This window comes from Bradyrhizobium sp. 137 (genome assembly GCF_023074095.1).
Classification (GTDB): Bacteria; Pseudomonadota; Alphaproteobacteria; order Rhizobiales; family Xanthobacteraceae; genus Bradyrhizobium.
Window position 1 is genome coordinate 54,722 of sequence record NZ_JADPKU010000129.1, and the last position, 20,230, is coordinate 74,951.

The following is a 20,230-nucleotide window of genomic DNA, read 5'->3' on the forward strand; positions in this document are numbered from 1 at the left end:
GGGCGCATCGCAGTCTCACGCCCGATTGCGGGATTCGGTCCTGCGGATCGCAGCCAACGCTGACGGCGACGTTTGGAGGGAAGCATGCAGCCCGAACCGATCCTCGATCTCGCCCATCTCGGCCACATGGAGCTCTTGACGCCGAAGCCTGATGAAAGCCTGAAGTTCTTCGTCGATGTCATGGGCATGACCGTGAGCGGGCAGAACGGCGAGTCGGTCTACTTGCGCGGTTGGGACGATTACGAGCGCTATTCGCTCAAGCTCACGGCCTCGAAGACCTCGGGCATGGAGCACATGGCGTTGCGCGCGCGCAGTCAGCAGGCCTTGGAACGCCGAGTCGCCGCGCTGAAAGGCTCCGGCTTCGATATCGGCTGGATCGACGGCGATATGGGGCAGGGGCCGACCTTCCGCTGCCGTGATCCTGATGGACACATCGTCGAACTCTATTACGAGACCGAATGGTATCAGGCGCCGCCGGAGCTGAAGCCCGCACTGAAGAACCAGGCCCAGCGCTTTCCGGCCCGCGGCGTCAACGTGCGCCGGCTCGACCATCTCAACTGCCTCGCCGTCGACATCAAGGCCAACCGCGAGTTCTTCGAGAACTATCTCGGCTGCCGTCTCACCGAGCAGATCGTGCTGAACGACGGTCGTGAAGCCGCGATGTGGCTGACGATGTCGAACAAGAGCTACGACTTCGCCTATTCGCTCGACCATTCAGGCACGCCCGGCCGCTTCCATCACGTCACCTACGCGCTCGACAGCCGCGAGGAGATTTTGCGCGCTGCAGACATTTTCCTGGAGAACGGCGTGCACATCGAGACTGGCCCGCACAAGCACGCGATCCAGCAGACCTTCTTCCTCTACGTCTATGAGCCTGGCGGCAACCGCGTCGAGGTCGCCAACGCCGGCGCGCGTCTCATCCTCGCGCCGGACTGGAAGCCGATCGTGTGGACCGAGGAGGAGCGCAAGAAGGGCCAGGCCTGGGGCCTGAAGACGATCGAGTCGTTCCACACGCATGGCACGCCGCCGGTGGAGATCAAAAAGCACGCCTAATTTGCGGATGCGCGTGCGCGCGCGATCGTCTCGCGCACGCCGGTCCAGGCCGGCTTCTCCGGTGCGAACTGCTTGCGCAGAAAGGTGACGAGCTCCTCGACCTGCGCGTCGCTCAGGCTGCCCTTGAAGGCGGGCATGTAGCCGAGATCGCTCGACACCGGATCGGCAATGCCGTGCAGGATCACCTGCACGAGATTGTCCGAGCTCGCGCTATGCAGATTGCTGTTGAGCGCGAGCGAGGGCCTGGTGCCGAACAGCGGCGGGCCGCCGACCTCGTGGCAGACCGCGCAGGCGCCGACATAGAGCCGCGCGCCCGTGGACGCGCCGACAGTGACTTGCGTCGCGTTCTCGAGTTTTGTTGCGAGCGCGTCTTGCATTTGTCCGTCGCTCGCGGTGTCATTGAAGGAATTGAGATAGACCGCCATTGCGCGGATGTCCTGATCGGACAGGGCCTTGAGGTCCCGGACGATCGGCGCCATCGGGCCGGCCGCGACGCCGTGATAGCGCGAATGACCAGTGCGCAAGTAAGCGAAGAGTTCGTCCTCGTTCCACGGAATAGGTGCGCGGGAGAGCGAGGTCAGGGCCGGAGCTTCCCAGCCTTCGGCAAAGCCTCCGGCGAGATAGGCCTGGCGCTGCTCGGCACCGAGTGCATTGCGCGGCGAATGGCAGGCGCTGCAATGGCCGAGACTCTCGACTAGATAGGCGCCGCGATTCCAAAGCTCAGACTTCGCGGGATCGGGCTTGAATTCATCCGCCTCGTGAAACAGCGCGTTCCATCCCGCGAGCAGTGGCCGAAGATTGAAGGGGAAGGCGAGCGCGTTGGCAGGCTGTGTCGCGCGCACCGCAGGCTGTGCCATCAGGTAGGCATAGAGCGCCTGCAGGTCGGCCTCGCTGGTCTTCGAAAAATGTGTGTAGGGGAAGGCAGGATAGAGCTGCCGTCCGTCGCGATGCACCCCGTCGCGCATCGCGCGCTCGAAGGCGGGGTAGGACCAGGCGCCGATGCCGGTCTCGACATCGGGCGTGATGTTGGTCGAGTAGATCGTGCCGAACGGCGTTTCCAGCGCACGGCCACCGGCATTGAGCGCGCCTCGAACCGTCGTATGGCACTCCGCGCAATTGCCGAGCGCCGCGAGTTGTTCGCCGCGGGCGATCGTTGCCGCGGAATAGACCGACGCGTCGGGTTGGGCGATGGGTGCGATCGCGCGCCCCGGCAGCAGCGCCGCGCCGACTCCGATCGCGGCGGTGCAGACGGCCGCGATCGTCGCAAAGATACCGGCGCGTTGGGCGAACGGATTCTCCCAGATGCGGGATGGCGGCGGGGTGGCCGGCGCGGGCAGGGCCTGCGGCGCGGCCGCCGCATCGCCGTGCAATCCCCTGAGAATGCGTTCCGGCGTGAATGGCGGCTCGCGAAAGCGCACGCCGGTGGCATCGAAGATCGCATTGGCGATCGCCGCCGCGCTCGGCACTGAGGCAGATTCGCCGACGCCGAGCGGCGGCTGGTCCTGACGCGGCAGCATCAGCACGTCGATCTTGGGCACGTCTGGGAAGGGGATGATCGGATAGGCCCCCCATTCGCGCGCTGCCACCGCGCCGCGCTCGAACGAGACCTCCTCCATTAGCGCGCGGCTGGTGGACTGGATGACGTTGCCGTGAATCTGGTGACGCACGCCGTCCGGATTGATCATCAGGCCGGAGTCCTGTCCGGCGACCACGCGCGTGATGCTGACGTCGCCGGTGCTTTTGTTCACCGCGACGTCTGCAACCCAGGCCGACCACGCCGCGCCATAGCCGGGGAACTTGCTGTGGACGTAGAGCGCATAAGCAAAGCCACGCCCGTGCACGATCTCGCCGTCTTTCTCTTCGCGGACCGGTCGCGGCGTCCAGCCTGCGCGCTCGGCGACCGCATTGACGAGGTCAACGGCGCGCTGATCCTTCAGGTAGCGCAGGCGATACTCGATCGGGTCGACGCCGGCCTCTGTCGCGGCCTCATCGATATAGGATTCATGTGCAAAGGTGTTCGGCAGCGCCGAGACGCCGCGAAACCAGGACGCGCGCACGATCGGCGGCATGTCGTGGGCGACGACGCGCATGTGGTCGTAATCGTAAGGCGGAATAGCGGTGCGGTCGCCCATCTGGAGCACGGCGGGCTCGGGCGAGATCCGCCCGGTCAGCAGCAGCGCCAGGGTCGGCGCGGCGTTCGAGGGGTAGCGCGTGGCGAGATCGTAGGCAGCGATGCCGCCGCCGGCGTCGAGGCCGCCATTGACGTCGATGAGCTGCGCGGTGCCCTTGGGTTCCCAGGCGTGCTCCTGCTCGCGCGTCAACTGCACGCGCACGGCCCGGCCGACCGCGCGCGACAGCAGCAGGGCGTCCGCCGTGACGTCATCGGCGCAGTTGCGGCCATAGCAGCCGGCGGCCTCCAGCCGGATCACCTCGATCTCGCTCTCCGGACGCTCGATCAGCAGCGCCAGATCGCTGCGCAGCACGTGCGGGTTCTGCGTGCCGGACCAGACGCGGATGTTGCCATCCTGGAAGTCGGCGACCGCGCAGGACGGGCCGATCGAGGCGTGCATCTGATACGGCCAGACATAAGTGCGCTGCATCGGCTTGGCCGCGCCCGATATCGCCGCGTCGACGTCGCCCTTGTCGATCAGCGTGCGCGGCGTCGATGGATTGGCGCGCAGCGCGCTCTCGACATCAGCGAGATCGGTCAGCGCGGGTGTCGGCTTCCAGCTCACCTTGAGCTGCTCTGCCGCCCGGATCGCATTCTCCTCGCGCTCGGCGACCACGCCGACGAAATCACCGATGCGCACGACGGCAACCAATCCGGGAATGTCGCGCACCGACGCCTCGTCGAGGGCGATCAGGCTGGTGCCGACGAACGGACCGGCATCGACGCCGGCATAGGGCGGACGCACCACGCGGCCGTGCAGCATGCCGGGCACGCGGATGTCGTGCACGAAAGTTAGCTCGCCCGTGGCCTTGGCCGGCAGGTCGACCCGCGGCACCGACTGGCCGACGATGGCATAATCGCCAACCGCCTTGACGACGACGTCATCGGCAAGCTCCAGGCTGATCGTCTCGCCGCCGATCAGTTCGCCATAGCTGACGCAGCGATTGTCGGGCCCGCGCACGAGACCGTCGTCGATCTTAAGCTCGGCCGCCGGCAGTTCGAGCCGCTCGGCCGCGCGTGCGATCAAGAAGTGCCGCGCCTGGGCTGCGGCCTTGCGCAAGGGCACAGCCGTGATCTGGATCGTCTCGCTCGCGATCGTCGCGCCCTGGTTCGGCACCAGTGCGGTATCGCCGAGCACGATGACGACGCGCGCAAAGGACACGTCCAACTCTTCGGCGACGATCTGGCCGAGCGCCGTGCGGATGCCGGTGCCGAGATCGACATGGCCGTTATAGGCTGTGATCGAACCGTCCGCGGTGATGCGGACATAGGTCTCGGTTGTGACCTCGTCCACGGTGCGCAAGACGACGAGCGAACCGGATGGCCGCTCAGCTCCGTTCGAATGGGAGGAGACCATCAATCAGCGGCCTCGGTGAGCTGGCCGGAGGCGCGCATCACCGCGCGCAGGATTTCGACATGCGTGCCGCAGCGGCAGAGATTGTAGCGCAGTGCCGCCAGCGCTTGCTGTTCGGTCGGCCGCGGATTGACCGCGAGCAGCGCCTTGGTGGTCATGATCATGCCGTTGAGGCAGTAGCCGCATTGCGCGGCCTGCTCGTCGATGAAGGCCTGCTGCACGATGTCCGGCTTGTCGCGCGTGCCCAAGCCTTCGAGCGTCACGATGTCGCGGCCATCGCAGCCACTCACGGGAATCACGCAGGAGCGTGCCGCGGCCCCGTCGATCAGGACAGTACAGGTGCCGCATTCACCGAGGCCGCAGCCATATTTCGGCCCGTTGAGCGCGAGGTCGTTGCGCAGCACGTAGAGCAGCGGCGTGTCTCGCGCCGCAGTGACCTCGTGGATCCTGCCGTTCACGGTGAGGCGGATCGGTGTCTGCATCATCCTCGTTCCCAAGCCCTGTAAACACGCGATTTGTAAGTCGCGACGATACCGTTTGTACACAAACGTGCAAGCCGTCATGCCGCACTGCAGCGCGACTGCCTCCTTTGTGGACAGGGCGGATAGGCATATGAGCTTTTATGCGGCAGGTGCACCTTTTGCGCCGCACCGCCGCTTGACAGCCATCGGGACCGCGCGCAACATCGTTCGTATACGAATGATAACCGCGGTGTCTGCTGGCTCTGACATGGTGATGGAAACGACGAGCGCTGCCATCGACAAGATACGCTGCGATGCCTGTCCGGTGATGTGTTATATCAAGCCGGGTGCGGCGGGAGCTTGCGACCGCTACGCTAACCACGACGGCAAGCTCGTTCGCGTCGATCCGCACGTGATCCTGGAGCGCACCGTCTCGCATGGCGGCAAGCTGGTGCCGTTCAGCCGGACCGAAGACTGGGACGGCAAGATCGTCCACGAGCCTTCAACCTTTGTGACGGCGATCGGCGCGGGCACGACCTATCCCGACTACAAGCCGGCGCCATTCATCGTCTCCGCGGAGGTCGACGGCGTCGACATGGTGACTGTGGTCACCGAGGGCATCTTCTCCTATTGCGGCGTCAAGGTGAAGATCGACACCGATCGCTATCTCGGGCCGGAGACCGCGACCGTTCGCGCGCAAGGCGAGGCGGTGGGCCACGTCACCACCAGCGAATACGGCTCGCAGATGCTCTCGCTCGGCGGCGTGCATCATCTCACTGGCGGCTCCAAGAAAGAGGGGCGCGTCACCTGCGACACGCTGATGGATCTCGCCAATTGCAAGGCGGTCGAGCTCACCATCGACGGCGGCGCGACCGTGGTGGTGCAGGCCGGCCAGCCGCCGATCGTCAACGGCGTGAAGGAAGAGCGCATGCGGGTCGGCTGCGGCTCGGCGACGATCGGCATGTTCGCCAAGCAGTGGCATGGCAAGGTCGACGAGGTCGTCGTGGTCGATGACCACATCACTGGCGTGCTGTCGGAACATCAGGCCGGCAAGCTGCTCGACATCGCCGATACCGGCATCAAGATGAAGGGCCGGCGTTCGACGCCCGGCCGCTATTTCCAGGTCGCCGAGCCCGGCACGGGCTGGGGGGGCACCAACATCTCGGATCCGCTCTCGATTCTCGGGCCGTTTGATGCCAAGCAAGCCAAGCCCGGTCTGACCATGCTGATGGTCTCCACCACCGGCGAGCATTCGTCCTATTATGTCCTCGACGAGGCTTTGAAGCCGGTCGAGACCGAGATGCCTGATGACCTGAAGTTTTCGGTCGAGCGCATCCAGGAGAATTGCGAGCCGGCACTCTGCACGGTGCTGTTCATGGCGGGTGCCGGCGGCTCGTTGCGCGCCGGCGTCACCGACAATCCGGTGCGGCTGACGCGCTCGGTTAAGGACGCACTGACGCGCGTCACCAGCGGCGGCGCGCCGGTCTATGTCTGGCCCGGCGGAGGCATCACCTACATGGTCGACGTGACGCAGATGCCGGCGGGTGCGTTTGGCTACGTGCCGACGCCGGCGCTGGTCGCGCCAATCGAGTTCACCATGATGCTGTCGGACTATGCCGCGCTCGGCGGTCACATGGATCATGTGAAGCCGCTTTCCGAAGTGCAGAGCGGTGACGACGTCCGTCAATTGCCCTGGCAGAACCCGATCCCGGGACGTCGGGCATGACACGGCGCCCGCAAATCGCATTCCTGTCTGACGGCCGGCGGCTGCATTTGCAGGATGGACCGATTGATTTGATCGTGGAGGCGAGGGGGCCTGCGGACGAGGTGCGCGCGGCCTATGAGGCTGCAGCGTGGCGGTTCACCGGATTGTTGGATGAGCTCTGCGCGGAACTGCCGGAGCTGCGGACGGCCGCTGAGGAGCGGACTTCGCTGAAGGGCGTGGTCGCGCGGCGGATGCATGCCGCTGTGTCGCCCTACGCGGCTGATTGCTTCGTCACGCCGATGGCCGCCGTTGCTGGCAGTGTGGCGGAGGAGATCCTTGGCGCAATGCTCGGAGCCGCGACACTCAATCAAGCCTACGTCAACAATGGCGGCGACCTCGCGCTTCATCTTGGCGAAGGCGAGCATTTCTCTGTCGGTCTGATGGATCGCCCTGATGGCTCCGGCGTGATGCGGACCATGAGGGTCGATTCGGCCGACCCTGTACGCGGAATCGCGACCAGCGGACGCCACGGTCGTAGTTTTTCGCTCGGCATCGCCGACGCGGTGACGGTGTTGGCTGCAACGGCATCGCAGGCCGATGCGGCGGCCACGATCATCGCCAACGCGGTGGATCTGCCGAGACATCCGGCCATCATCCGCAAGCCCGCCAACGAGCTTCAGCCTGACAGCGATCTCGGGGCCCGTCTTGTCACCCGCGAGGTCGGCAAGTTGTCGCACAATGAGATCGCGGCCGCGCTCGAATCTGGCGCGGAATGTGCACGGCATTTATTCGATCGCGAATTGATCGAGGGTGCCGTATTGCAGCTTTGTGGTGATATGCTTGTCATCGGACCAAAAGATATCGAACGGCAACGATCGCGCCCGCCTATGCTGGAGACTGCGGTTCATGCCTGAACAGGGAAGTTACTTGAGGAAACAATCATGAACGCGATCATCCGCAAGATCGTCACCGTCCTCGAAGAGACCCAGATGGAGATGGGACGTCAGGTGTCGCCGCCGACGCGGCGCGCCGCGGCGATCGCCGTGATCGAGAATCCCTTTGCGGGGAAATATGTCGAAGACCTTTCGCCGCTCGTCGCGATTGGCGAGGAGCTGGGCGAGCTGCTATCGAAGCGCGCGGTGGCGGCGCTCGGGATCGATGGCGCAAAGGTGCAGAGCTATGGCAAGGCCGCCGCCGTCGGCGAGAACGGCGAGCTGGAGCACGCCGCCGCCATTCTTCATCCGAAGATGGGTGCGCCGGTGCGAAAAGTGCTGGGCAAGGGCGCGGCGCTGATCCCGTCGTCGAAAAAACGCAGCGGCCCGGGCACGACGCTCGATATCCCTCTGGGGCACAAGGACGCGGCTTTCGTACGCAGCCATTTCGACGGCATGGAGGTACAGATCAACGATGCACCGCGGGCCAATGAAATCATGGTCGCGGTTGCCGTCACCGACAGCGGCCGTCCACTGCCGCGCGTCGGCGGGCTGACGGTTGCGGAGATCAAGGGCGAAGACGGTTTGAGATAGCGCGTCCGGAGAACCGGGCACGGGTTCTCCGATCAGATCGTTTGCGAAAGGCAGAGAAGTTCAAAACTGGAGGTTGGGATGCGAGCAAGAAACGTTTTTGTCGGCGCGGCCTTCGCGCTTCTGGCCGGCGGCATGGCCCATTCGGCCCTGGCGCAGGACATCAAGATCGGCGAGATCAACAGCTATTCGCTGTTGCCGGCCTTCACCGAGCCTTATCGCAAGGGATGGCAGCTCGCCACCGAGGAGATCAACGCGGCCGGTGGCATCAACGGCAAGAAGCTCGTCGTCATCTCCAAGGACGATGGCGGCAAGCCGGCGGATGCGCAGACCGCTGCGAATGAGCTCGTCTCGAGCGAGGGCGTTGCGATGCTCGCGGGCACGTTCCTGTCGAACATCGGCCTCGCCGTCAGCGACTTCGCCAACCAGAAGAAGGTGTTCTTCCTCGCGGCCGAGCCGCTGACCGACGCGATCACCTGGTCGAAGGGCAACAAATACACCTTCCGCCTGCGTCCCTCCAACTACATGCAGGCGGCGATGCTGGTGGAGGCAGCCAGCAAGCTGCCGGCGAAACGCTGGGCGACGATCGCGCCGAACTACGAATACGGCCAATCGGCCGTCGCGGTGTTCAAGAAGCTGATGTCGGAAAAGCGCCCGGACATCCAGTGGGTCGACGAACAGTGGCCGCCGCAGGGCAAGATCGACGCAGGTCCGGTGGTGCAGGCGGTTGCCGCCGCCAATCCGGAAGCCATCCTCAACGTCACCTTCGGCGCCGACCTCGTCAAGCTCGTGCGCGAAGGCAACACCCGCGGCCTGTTCAAGGGGCGGGAGGTCGTCTCCTTCCTGACCGGCGAACCGGAATATCTCGATCCGCTCAAGGAGGAGACGCCGGAGGGTTGGATCGTCACCGGCTATCCCTGGTACTCGATCAAGACGCCAGAGCACGACGCGTTCCTGAAGGCCTACCAGGCCAAGTACAACGACTATCCGCGCCTCGGCTCGATCGTCGGTTATCAGACCATCAAGTCGGCAGCGGCAATCCTGGCGAAGGCCGGCTCGACCGATCCGGAGAAGCTGATCGCCGCGGCCGAAGGCCTGTCGATGCCATCGCCTTTCGGCGAGATCACCTTCCGCAAGATCGACCATCAATCGACGCTCGGTGCCTATGTCGGCAAGACCGCGCTGAAGGATGGCAAGGGTGTGATGGTGGATTCGTCCTACAAGAAGGGCGCGGACTATCTGCCCACCGATGCCGAGGTCGAGAAGCTGCGGCCGAAGGATTGATTATCTTTCCCCTCCCTCTCCCCGCTCTTCGTGGGGAGAGGTGACCTCAACCTCTACCCGGACCGCCGATGGCCTTTTACGTCGCACAGTTTCTGACCGGTCTCGCCAGCGCAGCGTCGCTATTCTTGGTGGCCTCGGGCCTGTCGATTATCTTCGGCGTGACGCGGATCGTGAATTTCGCGCATGGCGCCTTCTACATGATCGGCGCCTACATCGCCTTCACGCTCACCGAGCGACTGTCGGGTGCGTTCGGCTTCTGGGGCGGGATCGTGCTGGCGGCGCTGGCGGTGGCGATGATCGGCATCATCGTCGAGATGGTGCTGCTCCGGCGCATTTATCATGCGCCCGAATTGTTCCAGCTGCTCGCGACGTTTGGCCTGACCCTGATGGTCGAAGATCTCGTGGTGCTGATCTGGGGACCCGACGACCTCGTCGGCCGCCGCGCGCCCGGCTTCAAGGGCGCGATCGATTTTTTCGGCCAGAACATTCCGAGCTATGACCTATTCCTGATCGTGCTCGGACCCGTCGTGCTCGGCATTCTCTGGCTGCTGTTTCAGCGCACGCGCTGGGGCGTGCTGGTGCGCGCCGCAACGCAGGACCGCGACATGGTCGCCGCGCTCGGCGTCAATCAGAAATGGCTGTTCACCTCCGTGTTCGCAGTCGGCGTCTTCCTCGCCGCTCTCGGCGGCGCGCTTCAGATCCCGCGCGATGCCGTGCATCACGCCATGGATCTCCGGATCATCGTCGAGGTCTTCGTCGTGGTCGTGATCGGCGGCCTTGGCAGTATCGTCGGCGCGTTCGTTGCGGCGGTGCTGGTGTCCGAACTCAACGCCTTCGGCATCCTGATCTTTCCAAAGATCTCCATCATTCTGGTCTTCCTGGTGATGGCAGTGGTGCTGATCGTGCGGCCCTGGGGCCTGTTCGGCAGGCCCGAGGCGGCTGCGCGCAAGACGCCGGGCCTCACCGTCAATCCCTGGCGGCCATTGACGCCGAATGAACGGCTGGCTGCACTTGCCGCGCTCGTCATCGCAGCGACGCTGCCGCTGTTCGCCGGCAATTACGCGCTGACGGTCGGCTCGGAGATCGCGATCTTCGTCATCTTTGCCGTCAGCCTGCATTTCTTGATGTCGGTCGGCGGGCTCGCATCGTTCGGCCATGCCGCCTATTTCGGGCTTGGCGCCTATGGCATTGCCTTCCTCGCCAAGATGGCGGGGCTGCCGATGATCGTGTGTCTGTTGCTCGGCCCGCTGCTCGGCTGCCTGGGCGCGGCCGTGTTCGGCTTCTTCGCGGTGCAGCTCTCCGGCGTCTACTTCGCGATGCTGACGCTCGCCTTCGCGCAGATCGTGTGGTCGATCGCATTTCAGTGGGTGGACGTGACAGGCGGTGACAACGGCATTCTGGGCCTGTGGCCGTCGAGCTGGGCCGCGAGCCCACCGCATTTCTACTGGCTCGCGCTCGGCGTCGCGGCGCTCGTCACGATCGCGCTTCGAGCCATGGTGTTCTCGCCGTTCGGCTATGCGCTCCGAGCAACGCGTGACTCGACGCTGCGCAGCGAAGCGATCGGCATCGACGCGAAGCGCATCCGGTGGACGGCCTTTGTCATCGCAGGAACGACCGCTGGGATCGGCGGCGCCCTGTTCGCCTACCTCAAGGGCAGCGTCTTCCCCGACAATCTCGGCATTTCGCTGTCGGTCGATGCGCTGGTCATGGTGCTGCTCGGCGGCGTCGAAACGGTGTCGGGCGCGGTGATCGGCGCCATCGTCTACAAGGCTTTGAACATCTGGCTGATCAGCCAGACCGACTTGTCGAAGCTTGTGCTCGGCGGCTTCATCATGCTGATCGTCGTCGTCTTCCCCAAGGGAATCGTTGGCATGCTCGAGATGCTGGCGCAGCGCCGTAAGAAAGCATCGCCGCCGGCATCTCCCTTGCTTGCTAAGCCGATCGAGTCCGCCGAATGAGCGTCGCACCCCCACTTCTCGCGGTCGAAGGCCTGACCAAATCCTATGGCGGCATTCATGCCGTGCGCGGCGTGTCGTTCTCGTTGCGTGCAGGCGAGATTCTGGCGCTGATCGGCCCGAACGGGGCCGGCAAGAGCACCTGCTTCGACATGCTCAACGGCCAGAACAAGCCGGACTCCGGGCATGTCCGCCTATTAGGTGAAGAGATCACCGGCAGGAAACCGCGCGAAGTTTGGCGGCTCGGCGTCGGGCGCACGTTCCAGATCACCGCGACCTTCGCCACCATGAGCGTGCGCGAGAACGTGCAGGTCGCGTTGATATCGCACGGAAAGCAGCTGTTCAATCTGTTCGGCTCGGCGCCGAAGTTCGACCGCGGCGAAGCCGGTCGGCTGCTCGAGCTGGTCGGCATGGGCGGCTACGCTGATCGCCCCTGCGGCGAGCTCGCCTATGGCGACCTCAAGCGTCTCGAGCTTGCGGTGGCGCTCGCCAACCAGCCAAAGCTGCTCTTGATGGACGAGCCGACCGCGGGCATGGCGCCGCGCGAGCGCGTCGACCTGATGCGGCTGACCGCGCAGATCGCGCGGGAGAAATCGATCGGCGTGCTCTTCACCGAGCACGACATGGACGTCGTGTTCGAACATGCCGACCGCATCATCGTGCTCAACCGCGGCGCGCTGATCGCCGAGGGCTCGCCGGCCGAAGTGCGCGGCAATCCGCAGGTGCAGGCGGTCTATCTCGGCGAAGGCCTCGTCTATGATGCCCGCCATCGCGAGGGAGCCTCGGCATGAAGCTGAAGGTCGAAGGGCTTAACAGCCATTATGGCCCGGCGCATATCCTGTTCGACATCGGCTTCGAGGTCGGTGAGGGCGAGGTCGTCGCACTGCTCGGGCGCAACGGCGCGGGTAAGTCGACGACGTTCCGCTCCATCGTCGGCCTCGTCGCGCAGCGAACCGGCCGCATCATGTTCGAGGGCAAGGATGTCTCGGTGCGTCCGACGCACGAGATCGTCCGCGAGGGCCTGGGCTATGTGCCGGAGGAGCGGCGCATCTTCACAGACCTGACCGTTGAGGAAAATCTCGAGGTCGGCCGCCAGCCCAAGCGTCCGAACGCGCCGCACTGGACGCGCGAAAAACTGTTCGCGCTGTTTCCAAACTTGGGTGAGATGAAGAATCGCTCCGGCGGACGCATGAGCGGCGGCGAGCAGCAGATGCTCACCATTGCGCGCACGCTGATGGGCAATCCGTCGCTGGTGCTGCTGGACGAGCCTTCGGAGGGCCTGTCGCCGAAGATCGTGGAGCAGATGGTCGATGCCATCCTGACCATGAAGAAAGAGGGCGTCAGCATCGTCGTCTCCGAGCAGAATCTGCATTTCGCGCGGCTGATTTCCGATCGCGCCTACATCATCGAGCGCGGCCGCATTTGCTTCGGCGGCACCATGGCCGAACTCGACGCGCGTCCGGATATCCGCGACGCGCATCTGTCGTTGTGAGGGTGGGGAACGGATGGCGAGAAGCGTTACGGCGAAGAAAAGCGTCAAACCGGCAAAACCGCCTTACGTGCTCGACGAGCAGGTCGGCTTCATCCTGCGCCAGGTCTGGCAACGCCACAGCTCAATCTTCTCGCGCGATATCGGCACCAATTTGACGCCGACGCAATGGGCAGCGCTGTCGAAGCTCGCTGAGACCGGGCCGTGCTCGCAGAACCAGCTCGGACGTCTCACGGCGATGGACGTCGCGACCATCAAGGGCGTGATCGACCGCCTGACGGCGCGCGGCTTGACCGAGACGAGCCAGGATCCGGAAGACGGACGCCGCTTGCTGGTCAGCCTGACGCGCGCGGGTCAGCAGCTTGCGGAGAGGCTAGCGCCGAACGCGCTCGCGATCACCCGCGAGACGCTCGCGCCGCTGGATGCAAAAGAGCGCGAAACGCTGATGGCGCTGCTGAACAAGCTGCGGTGATCGTTTCCGTCATTCCGGGGCACGCGCATTGCGCGTGAACTCGGAAACCCGACGCTGTTGTGCGAGAGTCCGGGTTTGCGCTCACGCGCGCCCCGGAATGACGGCCACTGCCGTCACTTCGTCACCAGCTCCGGCACCTTGCCCGCCGGCGGGGTATTGCGGCTGCGCTGGGTGCGCACGATGCCGTCGATGATGGTCATGCCGATGCCGGGGAGGTCGCCGAGCTGCACGCTCTCCAGAATGGTCTTGCCCGGCGAGTGCTGCGCCTTGTCCATGATGACGAAGTCGGCGGAGCGGCCGACCTCGATCAGGCCGCAATCGAGCTCGCGCATGCGCGCGGTGTTGCCGGTGGCAAGACAGAAGGCGATCTCGGCCGGCAGCTCGCCGAGCGAGGACAGCATCGACACCATGCGCAAAATGCCGAGCGGCTGCACGCCGGAGCCGGCCGGCGCGTCGGTGCCGAGGATGACGCGGTGCAGATCGCCCATCTCGCGCGCGGTGCGCAGCGTGAACAAAGCCGAGCGCTCGTTGCCGTTGTGCACGAGCTCGAGGCCGCGCTTGCAGCCCTCACAGATGCAGCGGATCTGGTCGTCGGGGAGCGCCGTGTGGCCGCCATTGATGTGGCCGACCACGTCGGTGTCGGCTTCCAGCACCACGTCCTTGTCGATCAGGCCGGAGCCGGGGATCGAGGGGCCGCCGGTGTGGATGGTGCTCTGGATGCCGTATTTGCGCGCCCAGCCGACCATCTTGCGTGCCGTCGGGCCGTCCTTGACGCCACCGAGACCGACTTCGCCGAGCAGCTTGACGCCATTGGCGGCCATCTCCTTGAAATCCTCTTCGACCATCTCGCATTCGATCACCGGCGCGCCGGCGTGAACCTTCACGCCGCCGGGGCGCAAGGTCCAGAACGCGCGCTGGGCGAACACCGCCATCGCCTTGAGGCCGACGACGTCGCGGGGGCGGCCGGGCGTGTGCACTTCGCCGGCCGAGATCATGGTGGTGACGCCGCCATGGAGGTAGCTGTCGATCCAGTTGATCTGGTTCTGCCGCGGCGTCCAGTCGCCCGCAACAGGGTGGACGTGGCTGTCGATCAGGCCCGGCGCGACCGTGGTGCCGTGGGCGTCGACGATCGTGGTCGCGCCTTCCGTGTCGACGTCCTTGAATCGGCCGATGGCGGTGATCTTGCCGTTCTCGGCAACGATGGTGTCGCCGTCCAGGATCGGCTTTTCCAGGGCGCCGGACAGGATCAAGCCGATATTCCGGATCACGAGCTTCGAGGGTCCGGTGGCCTGGGGTGTGTCATGCGCCATGGAAGGGGCTCCTTATTCCTAGCTGCAATGCTTTCGATCTTGGGCAGCCTTGACCGCGGGATCAAGCCAGATTATTCATTAGTATACGAATGATTGTGTACAAACGACGCATAGCTGCCCGCCTCGGAACTGCGTTGGAAGCGACAGGGAAGGTGTGATGAGCAATTACAATCAGGAAAGTGTTTTGAGCGTCCACCACTGGACGGACACGCTGTTCTCCTTCAAGACCACCCGCAGCCCGACCTTCCGTTTCCGCAACGGCGAATTCACCATGATCGGCCTCAAGGTCGGCGAGAAGCCCTTGCTACGGGCCTACAGCGTCGCCAGCGCCAATTACGAGGACACGCTGGAGTTCTTCTCGATCAAGGTGTCGGATGGTCCGCTGACCTCGCGGCTTCAGCATTTGAAGGCAGGCGACGAGATCATCATCAGCCGCAAGGCCACCGGCACGCTGGTGATCGACAACCTGGAAGAGGGCCGCAACCTCTACCTCATCGGCACCGGCACGGGTCTCGCGCCGTTCCTGAGCGTGATCAAGGATCCTGAAACCTACGAGCGCTTCGAGAAAGTGGTGCTGCTGCACGGCTGCCGGCATGTCAACGAGCTCGCCTATGGCGAGATGATCACCGAGACGCTGCCGAAGGACGAACTGATCGGCGAATACATCCGCAATCAACTGATCTACTATCCGACCGTCACGCGCGATCCGTTCCGCAATCGCGGCCGCATCACCGACCTCATCACCTCGGGCAAGCTGTTCAGCGACATCGGTCTCCCGGCGCTGGAAGCTGCCCACGACCGCGTCATGATCTGCGGCAGTCCGGCCCTGGTCGCGGACACGCGCGTGCTGCTGGGTGAACGCGGCCTCATGGAGGGCAATCACGGCGAGCCGGCCCAGTTCGTGGTCGAAAAGGCCTTTGCCGAGCGTTAAAGCCCATTTCCGTTCCGATGCGCATCGGAACGGGGCTCCAGATTCTTATTTTGACGCGTTTTCTTTACGAGGACCGGTATCGACCTCCCTCGAAAACGTTCTAGGCCCGTAATTCCTGCCCAATAAGGTCGCATTTTCGCCGCCGGGCGCCCGTTGCGGCGTCGATTCGGCGCACGATACTATGTGGGAGCGAATCAGCGGAGTTCCCACATGGTTGCGGACAGCGACAGCAACATCGCCTGGCACCGGGTCCAGTTGAAGAAGAACCGCGCCGAGTTGAAGGCGCTGGAGACCGCGCGCTTCACGATGGGCGAGATCGCCTCGTCGAAGCGGAACGGTCAATCCGAGAAGACCATCGCGGAACTCAAGCGCAAGATCGCGCAGTCCGAGCGCGTGATCGCCGATCGCGATAAGCGCACGCGCCGACCGCTCGCGACCGACCTGCAAAGCCTCAGCAATGGCAGCTGGAGCCATTGGGACGCCTACACGCAGCAGCGCAAGACCGGGCAGCGATCTCCGGGACGGGGGTAGGCGTGTCTCTCGACACCTGCGACTGAAGCGGAGGGCGCGCTCCACCCTTGCACGGCCCGCGCCGTGCACCATCTCGGTGAGACGCCAGCAATCACTCCGGTGAACCCATGACAGCGCGCCTCGATTTCACCAGCGAGGCCTTCTTTCGCGATCCGCCCAAGGCGATTGCGACGCTGCGCATGTCTGGCCCCGTGGTCGCGACGCGATTTCCTCTCATCGGCGACGTCTGGATTACCACAACCCATGACGCCACCGCGCAGGTCCTGAAGGACGGCGCGACGTTCACGTTCCGAAGGGAGGATGGCGACGTCGCTGGTCTGCGCTGGTGGATGCCGAGATACGTCAAGACCATCGCCAACAACATGCTGACGATGGACGAGCCGGATCACACGAGGCTCCGCGGCATCGTGGACGAGGCCTTTCGTCGGCGCGCCATCGTCGCGATGGAGCCGCGCATCCGTACTATTGCCGACGGTCTCGCCGACGAGCTCTTTGCGAACGGAAGCCCGGCCGATCTGGTTCAGCGCTACGCGCGTATCCTGCCGCTTGCGGTGATCTCCGAACTCCTGGGCCTGCCTCCGGCCGACCGTCCGAGATTCATCGCCTGGGCCAACACGATGTCCTCGCTGACCAATGTGGTCAGCTTTTTCCGGCTGCTGTTCGCGTTCCGCAAGATGCGTGCCTACCTCGAGCGGCAGTTGCAGATTGCACGTGTGCAAGGCGGCGAAGGCCTGATCGCAGAGCTGGTTCAGGTCGAGCGCGAGGGCGGCCAGATCACGCCGGACGAAATGGTTTCGATGGTCTTTCTGCTGCTTGCGGCCGGATCGGAGACCACCACGCATCTCATCAGCGGCTCGGCGTACGAACTGCTCCGGAATCCCGGGTTGCGCCATTGGCTCGAAGAGGACTGGAGTCGCGTCGGGCTTGCCGTCGAAGAGTTCCTGCGCTTCGTCTCGCCAGTGCAATTCTCAAAGCCGCGCTATGTGCGGCGGGATCTCGACGTCGAAGGCGTGCGCCTGAAGAAGGGCGATCGCGTCATGGCGATGCTCGCCGCGGCGAACATGGATCCTACGGTGCACGATCGTCCGGAACGCCTCGATCTCGCGCGCAGGCCGAACCGGCACATCTCGTTCGGGACGGGGATCCATTTCTGCCTCGGCCACCAGCTCGCGCGCATTGAGGCGGCGTGCGCGCTCGAAGCGCTGTTCGTACGATGGCCAAAGCTTGGCTTGGCCGTCGATCCGGCAGAGGTCCGCTGGCGCAGGCGGCCGGGTTTGCGTGCGATTGCGAAACTTCCCGTCTCAACTGAGGGCCGCGGAACAGAGGCGCGCGCGGAGCTATGATTGATCGTTCCCTCACCGCGGCGGGCTCAGTCGGCGATCTTTCGGAAAATCTTTGCCGAACGTGATCAGTCAGGAACGGTGTGCCGCTGGTCCTGTTGTCATCAGGACCTCGAACGCGGCGACGAGTTCCTTGGCCGCATCGCAGGTCACCGTCTTAACGGAGACAAGATCATGGCCAGCAAGATGCCACCTGTTCCACCGGATAATCAGAGCCCGAAGGGAACTGGCGACGCCAAGCAAGTGTCGGCGGATCGGACCCCGCACGGCCAACGGCGCGTGGAAAATCCGGACCAGCAGGGACAGCAGGGCAACATCAAGCAGAACACGACCAATCAAGGCTATCAGCAAGATCGGTGAGGAGGACGACGTTCATGTCGACATCCATCAAGACACCAAACAGCATTCGTCAGGGCGGACCTGGCGCTTCGCACGAGAATGCGAAGGCCCCGCTGGAAGTGAAGAAACCGCCGGCGGACGATTTGCAGCGCAGTCACAGCCGGATCTCCGGCGGAGGCGGCGAGCGCGATTCCCATCACAGACACGATGAAGCCGGAAAGGGCGGAGGCAGGTAGCTCATGAGCAGCAAGCAACCCAAGTTGTACATGCCTAGCGAGAAGGACATGCGCGAAAATCCCCTGATCGGAGGATCAAAGGGAGCGACAATGGCGGGTGCGTCACCCGACGATCTCGAAGATGCTCTCGGTGAGAACACAATCGAGGGCGATCGCGAGAATGATGTGGGCGTCGGCGGCGGCATCGACAAGGACGTCGCACATGGCGGCGCGCACCGAAGGCGCCGGTAGTCCGGAGAACAGCAATGCAAGGCAAAAAGACCCACGAGCAGCAGGTTCGCATTCTCGAGCGCAAGCCCGATGTTCCCGACGCGCGGGAGCTCGATCAGGCTATCGGCCATAATGCCGAGGACGCTGCTGTTCATCGCGCGCGCTCGGAAGCCAGGCACAGCGAATACGCAGTAAGTCGCGGCGGCCTCAATCAGGAGAGCGATCACAACAAGCACAATGATTCCGGCCAGAGCGGCCACAAGCCGCCGAAGCCAATGCCGGCGCAACAAAAGCACTAAGTCTTCGGAAGATCACTGCAAGAGGAGAAACCGATGCCAGCAGGGCACGGCAGCAAGACGCACTTCAGATCGGGAATGCATGGCAAGGGCGATGGCACTGGCGCCATGGCCGAAATCCCGAAGGACAAGATCGGCGACAACATGGTGCTGTCAAACCGCGACAAGGCACAGCATTCGGACATCCGCGGCATGGATGGCAAGTTCATCCAGACCGAGCAGTATCAGGACCATGCAGCCAACCGGCTCGACGATGAGCCGGAGACCGAGACCTGAGAAGTGGCGTTCCTCCCGACCAACTCGCGGACCGGTTTCAGCCGGTCCGCTTTTTGGTCGGTGTCAGATCGCGCTCCCAGCCGAACACGGATCGGCCGTCGAGGTCGGGCGAGGCAGCACGCTCGCCGGCGATGTAGGCCTCGACCGAGGGGCCCTGTGCGGTCCGCTCCAACCGCCGCGCCTGGTCGTCGAGGCGCTTGATCGCCTGCATTTCTTCCTCGCGTCCCAGCTTGGCGTTCTGAATCGCGCCCTTCAGCACTTGGATAGTTTCGTCATAGACCTTGATTGGAACGGGATAGGGATGCCGGTCCTTGCCGCCATGGGCGAGCGAAAAGCGCGCGGGATCGTTGAAACGATAGGGTGCGCCGTGCACGACCTCGGCGACCATCGCAAGTGAGTGCACGGTGCGCGCACCGACGCCGGGCGTCAGCAACAGCTCCGGGAAATCGACCGGGCCGCGCTCGGCCGCCGCGGCCAGCGTGCCGTGCAGGCGTCGTGCGAACACGTCCTTGGGGCGAACGTCGTGATGCGCGGGCATGATCAGATGCGGCAGTATGGCCTGCGCCGGCTCGAGGCCGGTGAGTCGTTCGAACTCGGAGACAATGCGATCCGGGCCAAGACCTCTCAACAGCTCGAGCTGCGCGGTGCGCGAGATATCGGCGCGATGGTCGGTGAGGTTGACGATCTCGCCTTGCTTGGGACCGTCGATCGCAGTGTGGGGCGTATCGACAAAACTCTTCAGCGCCTCGGAATGCCAGTGGTAGCGGCGGGCCTGCCGCTTGTCGCCGTTCATGCCCTGCTGCACCACCGTCCATTTGCCCTCTGCGGTGACGAAGAACCCATGGAGATAGAGGTCGAAGCCGTCTTGCACAGCCGCGCTGTCGACCTTCGCCACCAGGCGGCTGGCACGCGTCAGCATTGCGCCGTCCAAGCCGACACGCTCGCCAAGCTGCAACAGCTCGTCCGGCGTCTTGCGTGAATGCTGGCCGCGGCCGCCACAGACATAGATGCCGAGCTCGTCCTGGAGCGGTCCGAGTCCACGCTTCAGGGCGCCGATCACGGAGGTCGTGATGCCGGAGGAGTGCCAGTCCATCCCCATCACGGCGCCAAACGACTGGAACCAGAACGGATGCGACAGCCGCTGCATGAACGCGTCGCGTCCGTAATGATGCACGATCGCCTGAGTGACGATTGCGCCCAACGAAGCCATGCGGCTTGCCAGCCACGGCGGAACACGTCCGGTGTGCAAGGGAAGATCGGCGCTGCCGCTACGTCGGGTCATGGGCGCCCTAAAT

Annotated in this window: 20 protein-coding genes; 16 read left to right on the top strand and 4 right to left on the bottom strand. The window is 64.3% G+C overall.

The annotated features are described in order from the left end of the window. The first annotated feature begins 84 nt into the window (after positions 1–84). Positions 85–1,053 carry a catechol 2,3-dioxygenase gene (locus IVA78_RS32790; protein WP_247276843.1) on the top strand — a complete coding sequence of 323 codons (969 nt, stop codon included), beginning with the start codon at positions 85–87 and terminating at the stop codon, positions 1,051–1,053. On the opposite strand, the gene IVA78_RS32795 is transcribed toward IVA78_RS32790, so the two are convergent. Further along, entirely contained in the window at positions 1,050–4,580 is a 3,531-nt protein-coding gene (locus tag IVA78_RS32795; protein WP_247276971.1) for a molybdopterin cofactor-binding domain-containing protein, read from the bottom strand. The genes IVA78_RS32790 and IVA78_RS32795 overlap by 4 nt on opposite strands. Further along, entirely contained in the window at positions 4,580–5,062 is a 483-nt protein-coding gene (locus IVA78_RS32800; protein WP_247276844.1) for a (2Fe-2S)-binding protein, read from the bottom strand. The genes IVA78_RS32795 and IVA78_RS32800 overlap by 1 nt, the downstream gene beginning before the upstream one ends. Before the next feature lie 244 nt (positions 5,063–5,306). Between IVA78_RS32800 and IVA78_RS32805 the strand changes: the two genes are divergently transcribed. From IVA78_RS32805 to IVA78_RS32840, 8 genes are all read left to right on the top strand, one after another. After that, positions 5,307–6,764, top strand: a complete 1,458-nt coding sequence (locus tag IVA78_RS32805) for a 6-hydroxynicotinate reductase (protein ID WP_247276972.1) — start codon at positions 5,307–5,309, stop codon at positions 6,762–6,764. Then, positions 6,761–7,657, top strand: a complete 897-nt coding sequence (locus IVA78_RS32810) for a UPF0280 family protein (RefSeq protein WP_247276845.1) — start codon at positions 6,761–6,763, stop codon at positions 7,655–7,657. Before IVA78_RS32805 ends, IVA78_RS32810 begins: the two co-directional genes overlap by 4 nt. Positions 7,658–7,684: 27 nt before the next feature. Next, positions 7,685–8,269 (top strand): amino acid synthesis family protein, encoded by a 585-nt coding sequence (locus IVA78_RS32815; protein ID WP_247276846.1) that lies wholly within the window; start codon positions 7,685–7,687, stop codon positions 8,267–8,269. A gap of 78 nt (positions 8,270–8,347) precedes the next feature. Beyond that, complete coding sequence (locus tag IVA78_RS32820; RefSeq protein ID WP_247276847.1) at positions 8,348–9,550, top strand: ABC transporter substrate-binding protein; 1,203 nt, start codon at positions 8,348–8,350, stop codon at positions 9,548–9,550. A gap of 68 nt (positions 9,551–9,618) precedes the next feature. Further along, positions 9,619–11,508: an ABC transporter permease gene (locus tag IVA78_RS32825; protein ID WP_247276848.1), complete on the top strand. Its 1,890-nt coding sequence runs from the start codon at positions 9,619–9,621 to the stop codon at positions 11,506–11,508. Beyond that, positions 11,505–12,296: an ABC transporter ATP-binding protein gene (locus IVA78_RS32830; RefSeq protein ID WP_247276849.1), complete on the top strand. Its 792-nt coding sequence runs from the start codon at positions 11,505–11,507 to the stop codon at positions 12,294–12,296. Before IVA78_RS32825 ends, IVA78_RS32830 begins: the two co-directional genes overlap by 4 nt. Continuing rightward, positions 12,293–12,997 (top strand): ABC transporter ATP-binding protein, encoded by a 705-nt coding sequence (locus IVA78_RS32835; RefSeq protein ID WP_247276850.1) that lies wholly within the window; start codon positions 12,293–12,295, stop codon positions 12,995–12,997. The genes IVA78_RS32830 and IVA78_RS32835 overlap by 4 nt, the downstream gene beginning before the upstream one ends. 13 nt (positions 12,998–13,010) lie before the next feature. Then, a complete protein-coding gene (locus tag IVA78_RS32840) occupies positions 13,011–13,466 on the top strand; it encodes a MarR family transcriptional regulator (RefSeq protein ID WP_247276851.1) in 456 nt (151 codons plus the stop codon). Positions 13,467–13,579: 113 nt separating this feature from the next. On the opposite strand, the gene IVA78_RS32845 is transcribed toward IVA78_RS32840, so the two are convergent. After that, the gene (locus IVA78_RS32845) at positions 13,580–14,776 is read right to left on the bottom strand and encodes an amidohydrolase family protein (RefSeq protein WP_247276852.1); all 1,197 of its coding nucleotides are present in this window, start codon (positions 14,774–14,776) and stop codon (positions 13,580–13,582) included. A gap of 157 nt (positions 14,777–14,933) precedes the next feature. Between IVA78_RS32845 and IVA78_RS32850 the strand changes: the two genes are divergently transcribed. From IVA78_RS32850 to IVA78_RS32880, 7 genes are all read left to right on the top strand, one after another. Next, the gene (locus IVA78_RS32850) at positions 14,934–15,707 is read left to right on the top strand and encodes a ferredoxin--NADP reductase (RefSeq protein WP_247276853.1); all 774 of its coding nucleotides are present in this window, start codon (positions 14,934–14,936) and stop codon (positions 15,705–15,707) included. Between the two features lie 210 nt (positions 15,708–15,917). Further along, the gene (locus IVA78_RS32855) at positions 15,918–16,238 is read left to right on the top strand and encodes a hypothetical protein (protein ID WP_247276854.1); all 321 of its coding nucleotides are present in this window, start codon (positions 15,918–15,920) and stop codon (positions 16,236–16,238) included. Positions 16,239–16,345: 107 nt separating this feature from the next. Next, positions 16,346–17,581 carry a cytochrome P450 gene (locus IVA78_RS32860; protein ID WP_247276855.1) on the top strand — a complete coding sequence of 412 codons (1,236 nt, stop codon included), beginning with the start codon at positions 16,346–16,348 and terminating at the stop codon, positions 17,579–17,581. Positions 17,582–17,752: 171 nt separating this feature from the next. Continuing rightward, complete coding sequence (locus IVA78_RS32865; protein ID WP_247276973.1) at positions 17,753–17,938, top strand: hypothetical protein; 186 nt, start codon at positions 17,753–17,755, stop codon at positions 17,936–17,938. Positions 17,939–17,952: 14 nt separating this feature from the next. Then, complete coding sequence (locus IVA78_RS32870) at positions 17,953–18,153, top strand: hypothetical protein (RefSeq protein ID WP_247276856.1); 201 nt, start codon at positions 17,953–17,955, stop codon at positions 18,151–18,153. 245 nt (positions 18,154–18,398) lie between these two features. Continuing rightward, positions 18,399–18,662: a hypothetical protein gene (locus IVA78_RS32875; protein ID WP_247276857.1), complete on the top strand. Its 264-nt coding sequence runs from the start codon at positions 18,399–18,401 to the stop codon at positions 18,660–18,662. Positions 18,663–18,695: 33 nt separating this feature from the next. Continuing rightward, entirely contained in the window at positions 18,696–18,935 is a 240-nt protein-coding gene (locus IVA78_RS32880; protein WP_247276858.1) for a hypothetical protein, read from the top strand. 37 nt (positions 18,936–18,972) lie between these two features. Here IVA78_RS32880 and IVA78_RS32885 read toward each other — a convergent pair whose 3' ends face one another. Beyond that, a complete protein-coding gene (locus IVA78_RS32885; RefSeq protein WP_247276859.1) occupies positions 18,973–20,217 on the bottom strand; it encodes a DUF763 domain-containing protein in 1,245 nt (414 codons plus the stop codon). Positions 20,218–20,230: the final 13 nt, after the last annotated feature.